Origin of the sequence: Microlunatus antarcticus (genome assembly GCF_014193425.1) — a bacterium.
Taxonomy (GTDB): Bacteria; Actinomycetota; Actinomycetes; order Propionibacteriales; family Propionibacteriaceae; genus Microlunatus; species Microlunatus antarcticus.
Genome location: NZ_JACHZG010000001.1, coordinates 2,619,378 through 2,632,099, shown reverse-complemented (window position 1 = coordinate 2,632,099; position 12,722 = coordinate 2,619,378). Strand labels below are relative to the sequence as shown.

Annotated in this window: 11 protein-coding genes and 1 pseudogene; 8 read left to right on the top strand and 4 right to left on the bottom strand. The window is 73.0% G+C overall.

Annotation, left to right across the window (positions count from 1 at the left end):
- Positions 1-86: 86 nt before the first annotated feature.
- A complete protein-coding gene (locus FHX39_RS12300; protein WP_198423375.1) occupies positions 87-1,325 on the top strand; it encodes a COG4705 family protein in 1,239 nt (412 codons plus the stop codon).
- A gap of 122 nt (positions 1,326-1,447) precedes the next feature.
- Here the strand turns inward: FHX39_RS12300 and FHX39_RS12295 are convergent, their stop codons facing one another.
- Complete coding sequence (locus FHX39_RS12295; protein ID WP_183338821.1) at positions 1,448-2,122, bottom strand: response regulator transcription factor; 675 nt, start codon at positions 2,120-2,122, stop codon at positions 1,448-1,450.
- Between the two features lie 113 nt (positions 2,123-2,235).
- Here FHX39_RS12295 and FHX39_RS12290 point away from each other — a divergent pair, with 113 nt between their 5' ends.
- From FHX39_RS12290 to FHX39_RS12265, 6 genes are all read left to right on the top strand, one after another.
- Complete coding sequence (locus FHX39_RS12290; RefSeq protein WP_198423374.1) at positions 2,236-3,426, top strand: glycosyltransferase; 1,191 nt, start codon at positions 2,236-2,238, stop codon at positions 3,424-3,426.
- Entirely contained in the window at positions 3,423-4,895 is a 1,473-nt protein-coding gene (locus FHX39_RS12285) for a sensor histidine kinase (protein ID WP_183338813.1), read from the top strand. The genes FHX39_RS12290 and FHX39_RS12285 overlap by 4 nt, the downstream gene beginning before the upstream one ends.
- A gap of 19 nt (positions 4,896-4,914) precedes the next feature.
- The gene (locus FHX39_RS12280; RefSeq protein WP_183338811.1) at positions 4,915-5,715 is read left to right on the top strand and encodes an ABC transporter permease; all 801 of its coding nucleotides are present in this window, start codon (positions 4,915-4,917) and stop codon (positions 5,713-5,715) included.
- 99 nt (positions 5,716-5,814) lie between these two features.
- Positions 5,815-6,612 (top strand): COG4705 family protein, encoded by a 798-nt coding sequence (locus FHX39_RS12275; RefSeq protein ID WP_183338809.1) that lies wholly within the window; start codon positions 5,815-5,817, stop codon positions 6,610-6,612.
- A complete protein-coding gene (locus tag FHX39_RS12270) occupies positions 6,609-7,505 on the top strand; it encodes a DMT family transporter (RefSeq protein ID WP_183338807.1) in 897 nt (298 codons plus the stop codon). The genes FHX39_RS12275 and FHX39_RS12270 overlap by 4 nt, the downstream gene beginning before the upstream one ends.
- A gap of 118 nt (positions 7,506-7,623) precedes the next feature.
- Positions 7,624-7,920: an antibiotic biosynthesis monooxygenase family protein gene (locus FHX39_RS12265; RefSeq protein ID WP_183338805.1), complete on the top strand. Its 297-nt coding sequence runs from the start codon at positions 7,624-7,626 to the stop codon at positions 7,918-7,920.
- Between the two features lie 64 nt (positions 7,921-7,984).
- Here the strand turns inward: FHX39_RS12265 and FHX39_RS12260 are convergent, their stop codons facing one another.
- Complete coding sequence (locus tag FHX39_RS12260; RefSeq protein ID WP_183338803.1) at positions 7,985-9,505, bottom strand: DUF5129 domain-containing protein; 1,521 nt, start codon at positions 9,503-9,505, stop codon at positions 7,985-7,987.
- Between the two features lie 185 nt (positions 9,506-9,690).
- Here FHX39_RS12260 and FHX39_RS22145 point away from each other — a divergent pair.
- A pseudogene (locus FHX39_RS22145) lies at positions 9,691-9,879 on the top strand (sigma factor); the annotation flags it as partial.
- A 26-nt stretch (positions 9,880-9,905) separates the two neighbouring features.
- Here FHX39_RS22145 and FHX39_RS21180 read toward each other — a convergent pair.
- Both FHX39_RS21180 and FHX39_RS12245 read right to left on the bottom strand, forming a co-directional pair.
- Complete coding sequence (locus FHX39_RS21180; protein ID WP_232530622.1) at positions 9,906-11,279, bottom strand: HupE/UreJ family protein; 1,374 nt, start codon at positions 11,277-11,279, stop codon at positions 9,906-9,908.
- A complete protein-coding gene (locus tag FHX39_RS12245; RefSeq protein WP_198423373.1) occupies positions 11,276-12,472 on the bottom strand; it encodes a DUF3500 domain-containing protein in 1,197 nt (398 codons plus the stop codon). Before FHX39_RS12245 ends, FHX39_RS21180 begins: the two co-directional genes overlap by 4 nt.
- Positions 12,473-12,722 lie beyond the last annotated feature (250 nt).

Below are 12,722 nucleotides of genomic sequence, written 5' to 3'. Positions count from 1 at the left end.
AGTGGCCTCTCAGCGGTATCGGGCGAGGGTCTGCGGAACAGACGGAGCTCGGACGAGCCCGACCGCCGATCCAGGAGATGATCTTGATGACGACGACGACCAGCCCACCCCGCAGCAGCACCTGGCTGACCAAGGTCCCGGTGATCACCGCGACGTTCTGGGTGATCAAGGTCCTCTCGACCACGGTCGGCGAGACGTTCGCCGACTTCCTCGCCGTCGACGTGGGCCTCGGCCCCGCGATCACCGACGTCGCCATGATCGCCGTCCTCGCCGTCGCCCTGACGATCCAGCTCCGCAAGCGCGCCTACACCCCGTGGATCTACTGGCTCTGCGTCGTCCTCGTCAGCATCGTCGGCACGCAGATCACGGACTTCTTCACCGACACGCTCGGGGTCAGCCTGTACGTCAGCACCGCTGTCTTCGCTGTCCTCCTGGCCGTGGTGTTCACCGCCTGGTACCGCCAGGAGGGCACCCTCGCCATCACCTCGGTGGACACCCGCCGCCGCGAGGTCTTCTACTGGGCCGCCATCCTCGTGACATTCGCGCTGGGCACGGCGGCGGGCGACCTGGCGACCGAGGCGCTCAGCCTCGGCTTCCGCAACGGCGTGCTGATCTTCGGCGGTCTGATCGTGGCGACCTACCTGGCCCGCCGGCTCGGGGCGAGCGCGGTCCTCACGTTCTGGGTCGCGTACGTGCTGACCCGCCCGCTCGGCGCCTCGCTGGGCGACCTGCTGACCCAGGACCGGTCGCTCGGCGGGCTCGGCCTCGGCGCCAGCCTGACGAGCGTCCTGTTCCTCGTCGTGATCGTCGCGCTCGTCGCTCGCGAGCAGCTGCTGGTCAACCGGCACGGCGTCGCGGAGAAGGGGAGCGGTCCCCTCGGCGGTCGTCGGCGCGATCTCGGCTGGGCCGTCGGCGGGGCCGTGGCGGTGGTCGTGCTCGGGCTCGTCCTGGCCGGTTCCCGCACGCCGACGACGTCGGCCGCCGCCGGGACCGTTCCGGGGGCGTCGACCTCGGCCGGGCCCGCCGTCCACCCGACCACGGCGCTGGGCGACCTGAGCAGCTTCTCGGCGATCGTCACGTCGGTGCAGGGCCACGTCGCCCAGAACGACCTGGTCGGCGCCAAGACGAACGTCAAGGACCTCGAGCTGGCCTGGGACAGCGCGGAGGCCGGCCTCAAGCCGCGCGACCCGAAGGACTGGCGCCTGCTCGACGGCGAGATCGACGAGGTCCTCACGTCCCTGCGCGCCAGCAGCCCGACGCAGGCCGACTGCGCGTCGAACCTGGACACGCTGGCCCAGACCCTCAAGACGTTCGACGGGGTCTGAGGCTCGACGGGCTCAGGGGGTGGGACGCTCCCTGAGCCTGTCGAACGGGAAGGCGGGTGGAACGCTCCCTGAGCCTGTCGAAGGGCCTCGAAGAGGTCAGCGTCCCGTCCGCCTCAGCGGGCTCAGACGTCGGCGTCCAACCGGTAGCCGAGCCCGCGGATGGTGTGCAGGGTCGTCAGGCCGAAGGGTGCGTCGAGCTTCTTGCGGAGGTAGCCGACGTAGACCTCGACGATGTTGTCGCTGCCGTCGTAGGCGGAGTCCCACACGTTGTCGAGGATCTGGGCCTTGCTCATCACATCACCGGCGTTGCGCATCAGGTAGAGCAGCAGGCCGTACTCGCGGGCGGTCAGGCTGACCGACGTCCCCCGGCGGGTGACCGCGCGTCGCGCCGGGTCGAGGACGAGGCTGCCGACGGTGATGAGCACGGGTCGCTCGGGGGCGCCGCGCCGGACCAGCGCCCGGAGCCGGGCCATCAGGATCAGGAAGCTGAAGGGCTTCGTCAGGTAGTCGTCGGCGCCGAGGTCGAAGGCGTCGGTCTGGTCGTACTCGCCGTCCTTGGCCGTCAGCATCAGCACGGGCGTCCAGATCTTGCGGCGCCGGAGCTGCTTGAGCACGTCGTAGCCGTTCAGGCCCGGGAGCATGATGTCGAGCACGATGGCGTCGTAGGGGTTGGACGTCGCCGCCCAGAGCCCGGTGACGCCGTCGGAGACGATGTCGACGGAGAACCCCTCGGCGACCAGGCCCTCCTTGACCACGTCCGCGAGGCGTACCTCGTCCTCGACCAGCAGGATCTTCACGTGGCACTCCTCTCCTACGGTGACCCTCGCATCGTGGGGCCGCCCGGCTGAGCCGAACCTGAGCGATGATCCGCTCAGGTCGGGCTCAGCGACGGTGCGTCACGGTGTCGACCATGAAGATCGTGCTGGGCGCGGACCAGTACCCCGAGTACATCAACGGAGCGGCCACGTTCACCGCGCGGCTGGCCGCCGGCCTCGCCGACGCGGGCCACACGGTCGACCTGCTCTGGCCCTCCGCCGACGGCGGCCACGACACCTACCTCGACCGGGGCGTGCGGGTGCACCGGCTCAGCTCCGTGACGCTGCCGGGCCGGCCCCGGATGCAGGTCTGCCTGCCGCCGACCACCCGCCGGCGGGTCGAGAACGTGCTGCACGTCGCCCGACCGGACGTGGTCCACGTCCAGTCCCACCTCGGCCTCGGTCGCACGCTGGTGCGCGCGGCCCGCCGCGACGGGGTCCCGGTCCTGGCGACCAACCACTTCATGCCCGAGAACCTGCTGCACCACGTCCCGGTGGTCCGCCGCTTCCCCCGGACCGCCGGTCGGCTGGCGTGGCGGGACCTCGAACGGGTGTACGACGACGCCGACCTGATCAGCGTGCCCACCCGTCGGGCCGCCGACCTGCTCGCCGCCTCGACCACGCTGCGTCCGGCCGAGGTCGTCTCCTGCGGCATCGACCTGGACCGCTTCGCCGTGTCGCGGACGCTCGAGGCCACGTCCCGGCCGTCCCTGCTCTTCGTCGGGCGCCTCGAGCAGGAGAAGCACGTCGACGAGCTCCTCACCGCCTTCGCCCACCTGCCGCGGTCCCTCGGCGCCCGGCTGGAGGTCGTCGGGATGGGCAGCCTCAGGAGCTCGCTCGAGGCACTGACCCGTTCCCTCGGGATCGAGGACTCTGTCCGCTTCCTCGGGGCGGTCGACGACGACGAGCTCCCCGCGGCGTACGGGCGCGCCGACGTCTTCGTCATGCCCGGGACCGCGGAGCTCCAGAGCATCGCGACCCTGGAGGCGATGGCCACCGGGCTCCCGGTCGTCGCCGCCGACGCGATGGCCCTGCCGCACCTGGTGCAGGACGGCGTGAACGGCCGGCTCTACGCCCCGGGCGACGCTCGGGCGCTGGCCGTCGCCCTCGCGCAGCTGCTCGTCGACCCCGTCCTGCGCGCCCGCCTCGGGCGTGGCAGCCGGACCCGCGCGCAGGCCCACTCCCTCTCCGCGACGCTGGAGGAGTTCGTCGGCCACTACTCCCGGCTCGTCGGCTCCCGCTCCGCCGGGCGCCTCCCCGGGCGGAGCCTCGCCCTGGCGTCGTGAGGCTCGCGACGTCCGGTGGGACGATCGACCTCGCGCAGGTCGGAGCAGCACCGGGAGGTGGCATGGACGCGGGTGGACCGGGCTGGCTGGCGCGCCGCGGTTCGACAATCGGCGTGCGCGGCCGCTCCGTCGCCGTCGCGGTGGTCGTCGTGGTCGTGGCCATGCTCGTCGGCGGCACCGGCCTGGTGCTCGTGCTGGAGCAGTCGCTCGAGCAGGCGGTCGAGGCGACCGGGCGGGCGCGGGCGGCCGAGGTGGTCTCGCGCATCGACGCGAACGGGGTGGCGACGACCGTCGCCTCGCTCGGCGACGAGAGCCGGACCGACGCCGTCACCCTCGTGCTCGACGCGGAGGGGACCGTCGTCGGCAGCTCACGCCGGTCGGCCACCACGGCCCTGTCGGACCAGCGGCCGGACATCGGCGACTACGACTCGGTCGAGCGCGACATCGACACCCTCGACGAGGGCGGGGAGTGGAAGGTCGTCACCACCGCGGTGACCTCGGCGAACCAGACCTGGTACGTCCAGGTCGCGGTCCCGATCCGGATCCAGCGGGACACCGTGTCGACGGTGGCCGTGCTCCTCGTCGCCGGTACGCCGCTGCTGCTGGTGGCGGTCGCGGTGGCGGTCTGGGTCCTCGTCGGACGGGCCCTGCGCTCGGTGGAACGCATCCGCACCACGGTGGCCGAGATCGACGCCCGGGCCCTGACCGCCCGGCTCGAGGTCCCGCCGACCCACGACGAGATCGCCGCGCTGGCCCGGACCATGAACGCCATGCTCGACCGGCTCCAGGCCTCGGACCGCGCGCAGCGGGCCTTCGTCTCGGACGCGAGCCACGAGCTGCGCAGCCCCCTGGCCACCCTGAGCACCGCCGCCGAGCTGGCCGGCCGGACCTCCGACGAGGACGCCCGGACGCGGCTCCTCGACACCATGAACGCCGAGCTCGTCCGGATGCGCGGCCTGGTCGGCAACCTCATGACCCTGGCGCGGACGGACGCCCACGACGTCGTTGCGCACCCCACCGACGTCGACCTCGACGACCTGGTCGACCACGAGGCGCGCCGGCTGCGGACCACCAGCACACTCGAGGTCCAGACCCGGATCGAGCCGGTCCGGGTCCACGCCGATCCCGCGCTGCTGGCGCAGCCGCTGCGGAACCTGGTCGACAACGCCGAGCGCCACGCGGTGCGACGGGTGGCGCTGACCCTGCTCACCGAGGACGGCGAGGCGGTGATCCGGGTCGACAACGACGGGCCCGCGATCGACCCGGCCGACCGGGAGCGCGTCTTCGAGCGCTTCGTCCGGCTCGACGCCAGCCGGACCCGGGACGCGGGCGGGAGCGGGCTCGGCCTGGCCATCACCCGGGCCGGGCTCTCCGCCCAGGGCGGCCGGGTGCAGGTGGTCGACCACCCGGACGGCTGGTGCCGCTTCGAGGTCCGGCTGCCCCTCGGACCCGCCGCGACCGCCACGTGACAGTCGGACGTGGTGGTCCGTGACCACCCTCTCGGTCCACCTCGTCGTGGCGCTGGCGGTCCTCGCCGGGATCGCGGTGCTGGCCGCGGCGCTGAGCCGGCTCGGCACGGCCCGGTCGAACGCGGTCGCCGTCGGCCGGGCGGTGGCCCAGCTGGCCCTCGTCTCGCTGGTCCTGACCGCCGTCCTGGGGCGGGTGGAGTGGTCGTTGGCCTTCGCCGTCGTGATGCTCGGGGTGGCGGTCGGCACCTCGGCCCGCCGGATTGGCGTGGGGCGTGCCTGGCCCTGGGTCCTCGTCTGCGTCGCGTCGGGGGCCGTGCCGGTGCTCGTCGTGATCTTCGCGTCCGGGTCGGTGCCGTGGAACGGTGCCGCGATCGTCCCGATGGCGGGGATCGTCATCGGCGGCTGCATGACCGCCAGCAGCCTGAACGGCCGGCGGTGCTTCATCGCCCTGCGCGAGGAGCGCGACACGTACGAGGGGGCGCTGGCGCTCGGGCTGGCCGGGCCGGTCGCGATCCGGCTCGTGATCGGTCGGCACCGCGCCGAGGCGCTCGTGCCCGGCCTGGACCAGACCCGGACGGTCGGGCTGGTGACCCTGCCGGGCGCGTTCGTCGGGGTGCTGCTGGGCGGCGGCAGCCCCGCCCAGGCGGGCGCGGCCCAGATCCTGGTGCTGGTCGGGCTGCTCGCGGCCCAGACCCTGGTGGTCGTGGTCCAGTCGCTGCTGATCGAGCGGGGCCGGCTCGTGCCCGAGGACCTGCGTCAGTCGACCCTCCGCCGGACCACCCGCGCTCAGGTCGGGCTCAGCGAGGGCGTCGGAGACTGAGCCGGCAGCCGGCGCTCGCCATCCTGGGGCGCCGGCCGCGACGACGAGACCAGCGCCGGGCTCGCGTTCCCGCCGACTCGACGTCCCCGAGGACAGCCCGTGACCAGCACCACCACCGCGCCCGTCTCGACCCACGGCGGCACCGACCTCGCCGCGAAGGTCCCGGCGATCACCGTCCTCTTCTGGGTGATCAAGACCCTGACCACCGGGATGGGAGAGGCGCTGTCGGACTTCCTGGCGAACACGAACCTCGTCGCCGCGATCGCCGTCGGCGTGCTGGGGCTCGCCGCCGCCCTCTGGCTCCAGCTGCGCACCCGCCGCTACACCGCGCCCGTCTACTGGCTGGCCGTCGCCATGGTCGCCGTCTTCGGCACCATGGCTGCCGACGGCGTCCACCTGGTCGGGCTCCCGTACGCGGTGACGACGGTGTTCTACCTGGTCGTCGTCGGGGTCCTGTTCTTCTGCTGGCACCGTTCCGAGGGCACGCTCTCCATCCACAGCATCACCACCCGCCGCCGCGAGCTCTTCTACTGGGCGACCGTCCTCGCCAGCTTCGCCCTCGGCACCGCGGCCGGGGACTTCACGGCCGACCAGCTGCGGCTCGGCTACCTGCCCTCGGTCGCGATCTTCGCCGTCGCCATCGCGGTCCCCGCCGTCGGCTGGCGCTTCTTCCGGCTGAACCCGGTCGTGGCGTTCTGGGTCGCGTACGTCCTCACCCGCCCTCTCGGCGCCTCGATCGCCGACTGGCTGGGCAAGCCGGCCGCGCACGGCGGCGGCCTGGGGCTCGGGGACGGACCCGTCGCCGGCGTGGCCGCCGTGATCATCGCCCTGCTCGTCGGCTACCTCGCCGTCCGGCGGACCGACGTCCAGACCCCGACCGCGAGGCACCCCGCGTGAACGTGCTGGCGGTCGGTCTGGCCGCCCTCGGCGCCCTGTTCTTCGGGCTCGCCTCGGTCCGTCAGCACCGGGCTGTCCAGGCGGGTGCCCCGAACACCCGGGCCGGCGTGGGGGAGCGGCTGGCCGCCGGGCTGCGCCTCCTGCGGCAGCCGGCCTGGCTCCTCGGGGCGGGTCAGGCCGGTCTCGGCGGCGGGCTCCACGTCGTCGCGCTCGCCCTCGCCCCGATCACGCTGGTCCAGCCGGTCGGGGTGCTCGCCGTGCCCGTGACGGTCGTGGCGTCCGCCCTGGCCCGGCGCCGACGCCCGTCGCGTGCGCAGGGGCTGGGGACGCTCCTGAGCGTGGCGGGGGTCGCCGCCCTGACCGTCGTGCTGCTCCTGCCGGCCAGCCGACCCGCGACGCTGCCCGCCTGGGGAACCCTCGCGGCGGGGGTCGCTGCCGTGCTCGCCGCCGGGACCGCCGTCGCCCTCCTCCTCGGCCGCCCCGGCGCGCCGGCGTTGTTGCGCTGCGCGAGCCGGGCCGTGGTGGCGGCCGCGCTCTTCGGGCTCGTCTCGGTCCTGGTCCGGACCCTCGGGCAGGTCGTCCGCTCACCCGTCGCGACCGATCCGGCGCTGGTAGCGACCGCGGTGGTCGGCCTCGCCCTCGCGCTGCCGCTCGGGGTCTGGGCGATGCAGTCCGCGTACCTCTTCGGCGCCCCGCAGGTCGTCATCTGCTGCCTGACCCTCGTCGACCCGCTGACCGCGGTCGTCGGCGGGCGGTACCTCCTGCAGGACGGGTCCGCGATCGGCGGACCGGTCCTCGCCGCCGCCGTCGGCTGCGCCCTGGTGGCCGCCGCCGGGGTGGTGCTGCTGGCCCGCGGATACCCGGCGGAGCCCGGCGCAACCGTCCGTCGGTGATCGCGGCCAGCTTGTCGGCAGCAGGCGTCGGCGTTCCTTCGTCCTCGCCCGCGCTTCCTGCGTGCACGATAGCCCGACGCCCTGGTGAACCGGGTCGAGGATCTGGAAGGCTCTGCGGGTGATCCTCGAGCACGCCCTGCTGTCTGTCCGGCCCGGCACCGAGGCCGACTTCGAAGCGGCGTTCGCGGAGGCCAGGACCATCATCGCGAGCATGCCGGGCTTCGAGGGTCTGACGTTGTCCCGCTGCCTCGAGCAGCCGAGCACCTACCTCCTCCTCGTGCACTGGCGTCGCCTGCAGGACCACACGGAGGGCTTCCGCGGATCAGTCGGGTACGAGCGCTGGCGCGCCCTCCTGCACCACTTCTACGAGCCGTTCCCGACCGTCCAGCACTACCAAGAGGTGCTGACCGCCTGACCGTCGTGCGGGTCAGTTACTGCCGGTCGCCATCCAGAACACGTGGTCGCAGCCGAGCAGGCGGTCAGAACCCGCCTGACCCGCCCGTCATCCCACCGCCGCTGCTCGACGAGTCGTTGAACGTCGTCGACGCACCGAAGCCACCCGCGCCGGTCCCCGGTGTGCCGAACAGGTCGCCGGCGGAGCCGGAGGAGACGTCCTGCGACGCCGACGCCGCGATCAGGCTGCCCAGCAGGTACGGCGACAACGACGGGTCGTGGCCCGAGGTCCCCGCCAGCAGGTTCCTCTTCGCCCGGTCGGACAGGCCGCGCCCGACCGTGTGGGCCGCTTCTTCGGCGAAGGTGCGGATCCGGCGGTTCAGGGCCCGCGCCTCGGCCAGGCCGTCGGTCGGCCGGACCTCCCCGGCGCGGACGGACCGGTCGAGGGCGGCGGCGCTCGCCTGCAGCGCTTCGGCCTCCGTACGGATCTTCGTCAGCCTGCGCCCGGGCCGGTCTCCGGCGAGGGCGTCGACGCTGCCCAGGAACGCCGCCAGCGGCCCGCCGACGAGACGCTCGAGCTCGGCTTCCCACCGCTCCTCCCACCCTGCCTCGCGGGCCCAGAACCGTGCGTCGTCCACCCAAGCCGTCAACGTCCGCCTCGGGCTGAGCAGCGCCGTCAGCCGAGCGTGGGCGGCCGGGTCGACCCGTTGCGCGAGCGTGGGGCCGTCAGAGGCGAGCGTCTCGAGCGTGGCGACCGACGCCGCCGGGTCGTAGGTCCACGCCGCTCGACCCGACCGGTCGCGCGGGTGGTCGGGGTAGCCCGTCATCTGGACCTGCTCGATGGCGTCGCGCCACTGCCGCAACGCGTCGGCGACGGCGCTCGGCTCCGGCGTCCACGCCAGCAGCTCGGCCCGGCGCCTGCGCCGCCGCCTCGCCGCGACCACGGCCCACGGGGCGCCGATCAGGGCGCCCACGCCCGCCACGAGGCCGACGATCGCCCCGACCGGTACCGGAGAGGTGGTGTCGGTCGGGTCGTTCTCGGGGGACGTGGGGTAGTAGGTCTGGTCGTCCGAGTCGGGTTCGTCGCTGCTCGTGCCCTCGCCGGCCGCGGTGACGGCCAGGGCCTTCTTCGCCCCGCCGACCACGACGTCGTCCCACCGTCCGGCGCGGGCGTCCGGCCGGACCGCCGCGACGACCTCCTCGACCCCGTCGGAGTCGAGGTCGACGTCGTCGCCCGCGTACACCCCGACCTGGCGCACGTCGGGCGAGACCGCGATCAGGATCAGCCCGTCGCGCAGCCCGTCGCCGTCGCTGCTCAGGACCGCCTTGTCGTCGTGCTCCTCCAGGTAGGTCAGGACGTCGTCGTCGTAGGTGTCCTTGTGCACGTCCGCGTCGTCGCCGGTGGTGAGGACCGCGACCTTGACCCCCGCCTTGTTGCGCAGCGCGTTGATGTCGTGGACGACCGAGCTGTCGTCGAGGATGCGGGCGTCGTCGAAGACCAGCGACGCGCGGGTCGTCGGCGAGGCCGCGAGGGCGGTGCCAGCCGGCACGGCGACGACCAGGGCGGCGGCAGCGAGGACACCGCACGCTCGGCGCAGCAGAGACATCCGACGCTCCTCCAACGCTGGGGTGGACCCGAGGCTGATCACGCTAGCGGCGCGGTGGGGCACTTCCGGCCGACACGACCGACGCCGGCCACCCTGCGGAGCGCCGGCGACGAGCTTCGTGCACGTCGTGCTGAAAACTTCGCCTCCGAGGACAACCGGCCAGGGGGCTCGCACGTGGACAGGGTGTGGAGGCACTGAGCTCGACGGACGCGAGCCGTCCGCGTGACGCGGCGGAGGAGCTCTCGCTCGCCGCGCTCTTCGCGGCGCACTACGTCCGGCTCGTGCGGGTGGCCTGGCTGCTGGTGCGTGACCCCGGACGGGCCGAGGAGCTGGTCCAGGACGCGTTCGTCGACCTCCACCGGCGCTGGTCGCGGCTGCGCACACCGGCGGACGCGGCGGGCTACCTGCACGTGTCCGTCGTCAACCGTTCGCGCTCGGGTGCGGCCCACCGGGGCAAAGACCTGCGGGGTGTTGGGCGGGTCGCTCTCACGCGCTGCAGCCCGGTGAGCGCGAGAGCGCAGACGGCGAGGCCGACGGCGAGAGCGACGGGGTGGTCGACGACCAGGGGCGCGACCGGTTCGAGCGGGTTCACGCCGACGAGACCAGCCCGCTGGGCCAGCCAGCCGGCGGCGAGCACCGCACCCAAGGTCGCGACGCCGATGCGCACGGCCGGGTAGGCAGGGGTCCGGCTGAGCAGGAGCAGCGAGGGCATCACGAGGGCGACGACGAGCAGCTGGGTGAGCTCGATGCCGAGGTTGAACCCGAGCAGCGTCGTGACCAGGCTGGTGCGGCTGAGGTCGAGCCCACCGAGGATGGCGGCGAACGCCACGCCGTGGAGCAACCCGAAGCCGCCGGCGATGAGGACCTCGCCGCGGCGGACGAGGGGGCGCACCGCGTGGACCGCGGAGACCAGCACCGACAGCGCGATGCCGCTCTCGACCAGTCGGGACGGCAGCGCGACCCAGCCCAGGGCGCCGAGGACGAGGGTGCACGAGTGGCCGACGGCGAACGCGGTCACGACGTGCACGACACGTACCCCCGACCGGGCGGCTCCGCCCAGCCCGGTGTCGGGTCGAGCCTGCCAGCGTCGGCCCGCGGCGACCAGCGGTGCGGGCAGCAGCAGCATGATCAGAAACAGCAGGTGGTCGCTGCCGGTGGCGATGTGGTGGATCCCGAGCCGGACCGCTGCCACGAACCCCTCGTCCGCGGGCGCCGCCGAGGTCGAGGCGGGCGTTGCTGACGCCACCGGGACCGACTGCGTCTGCCAGGAGAGCATCGCCAGCGTCGTGTAGGACCCGGTGGAGCCGTAGCGGCCCGAGACGAACACGCGGTGCGACAGCAGCTGGTCGACGATGACGTCGTCGTGCAGCACGAAGTCGCCCACCGGTCCGGAGGCGGGGGTCAGGGTGGCGTCGAGCACGAGGTTGTCGACCCCGTCGACGGGTTCGACCCGGCCATTGGTGACGACGGTCGACCAGGTGCGTCCGCTCGCGTCGGACGCGGACAGGTGTCCCTGGACGTAGGTGCACAGCTCGGCCAGCGTGCTTGCCTCGATGACGGTGCTCGCGGTGAGGACCTGGTCCCGGGCGACGCTGAGCTCGTCGAGCGGCAGCTCGACGGTGGCGCTCACCGAGGTGGTGCCGACGTCGAGCAGCACAGCCGAGGTGCTGAGCGGGTGCGCCGAGGCTGTCGACGCGGTGCCGAGCAGGAGCAGCGTGGCGCACGCGAGCAGCAGGCTCACTCCTCTGCGCCACGACGACGGGTGCCGGCTCATGCGCTGGGGTTGGTGCTGCCGTAGTCGTCGGTCTTGTCGCGCCACACGCCGTGGTAGTGGACGTTCGGGGTGCTCTGGCTCCGGGTGTTGACGAGCTCGATCCACACCCGCGGGCCGTCGATGCGGAGGTAGGTGTCCTCACCGTCGACGGTCTTGCTGCTGGCGTACGCGATCCGGGTCTGGTCGAGCTGGGACTCGTACGTCTTGAGCATGGACGCGGCCTGCCCGGGCGCGGCGTCGTTGACCCAGGCCGCGATCGCGGCGAGGACGAGCTTCTTCTGGTCGGCCGAGAGGCTGCTGACGGCCACACCTTCGGTGGTGGGGAACTTGCCGCTGTCGACGCTCGGGCCCATCAGGATGTCGTCGACCTTGGCGGAGAGCTTGGCCTGCGCGTCCTGGTCGGCACTGAGGGAGTCGAAGGCGGCGAACAGGGTGCCCGCCTTCTCCTTCAACGGCTCCACGGTGGTGTTCCCGACCGTGAACGTCTTGGGCTCGGTCCCGGTGAAGTCGGGCGTGATGCTCGCCGTCGTGCCCTTGTAGGTGTAGTTGCGGGCCAGGTGGTGCCCGCCGAACTGGACCATGAACGGGTCCGTCGTGGACGGGGTGCCGTAGACGGCGATGAAGTAGTCGACGTCGGAGCCGAAGCTGCTGTTGCCGGAGGTGCTGTTGGCCTTCAGCCAGTCGTCGGCCTGCTGGATCGTCTGCACCTGGGCGTACCCCTGCGCACTGAGCATCGTCTTGACCACGGCCAGGGCAGCAGCCTTGGAGGTGTCGCTGAGGGTGGAGAGCGCCACGCCCTTGCGGGGCACCTGTGCGGACGGGTAGTTCGACCAGGTCTGGCGCGAGGCGTTGTCGGTGAAGGCGTAGACGACCTTGGCCTTGGTGGCGTCGTCCAGCGTGGCGAGGAAGGCGTTCGTCGCCGTGACGACGTCGCTGGTGTTGGCGTTCGACGCGTTCGCGCCGTCGGTGTCCAGGTCGACCGCGGTGAAGGTCTGCATGGCACCGCCGGGTGCCCCCTTCCCGCCAGGAGGACCCCCTCCCGTCCGCTGCGAGGACGAGGCGGACGACGACGCCGACGGCGAGCTCGAGGTGGTGGTGTCGGAGCTGCAGGCGCTCACCGAGATGAGCGCGGCAACGGCCAACGAGGCGGCGAAGCTGCGGCGAAGGGCGGGGGTGACGAGGAGGGGGGTCATGGCGTTGAGGAGTCCTTCGACTGGGGAGGCTGGACCCGGGCGGCGTCGGCGCCTCCCGTGAGCAGAACTTCACCAGGCGTTTCTTAGCCGCAGATGAGTCGACCTGGATCGCTTGCCGCGACTGTTGCCGACCGCCTCGGGGGGTGTCCCTACGTCGTGTCGGAGCGCCGTCGAGCGGTCCGGGCGCCGGTGGGGAGGGTGAGCCGCAGCAGCGCGCCCGGCTGGGTCCCGGGTCGGTTCTGCGCGGTCA

Bases quoted from the DNA above. Each gene is read 5' to 3' on its own strand.
- FHX39_RS12300 (WP_198423375.1), top strand. From the start codon at position 87: ATGACGACGACGACCAGCCCACCCCGCAGCAGCACCTGGCTGACCAAG.
- FHX39_RS12290 (WP_198423374.1), top strand. From the start codon at position 2,236: ATGAAGATCGTGCTGGGCGCGGACCAGTACCCCGAGTACATCAACGGA.
- FHX39_RS12260 (WP_183338803.1), bottom strand. From the start codon at position 9,505: ATGTCTCTGCTGCGCCGAGCGTGCGGTGTCCTCGCTGCCGCCGCCCTG.
- FHX39_RS21180 (WP_232530622.1), bottom strand. From the start codon at position 11,279: ATGAGCCGGCACCCGTCGTCGTGGCGCAGAGGAGTGAGCCTGCTGCTC.
- FHX39_RS12245 (WP_198423373.1), bottom strand. From the start codon at position 12,472: ATGACCCCCCTCCTCGTCACCCCCGCCCTTCGCCGCAGCTTCGCCGCC.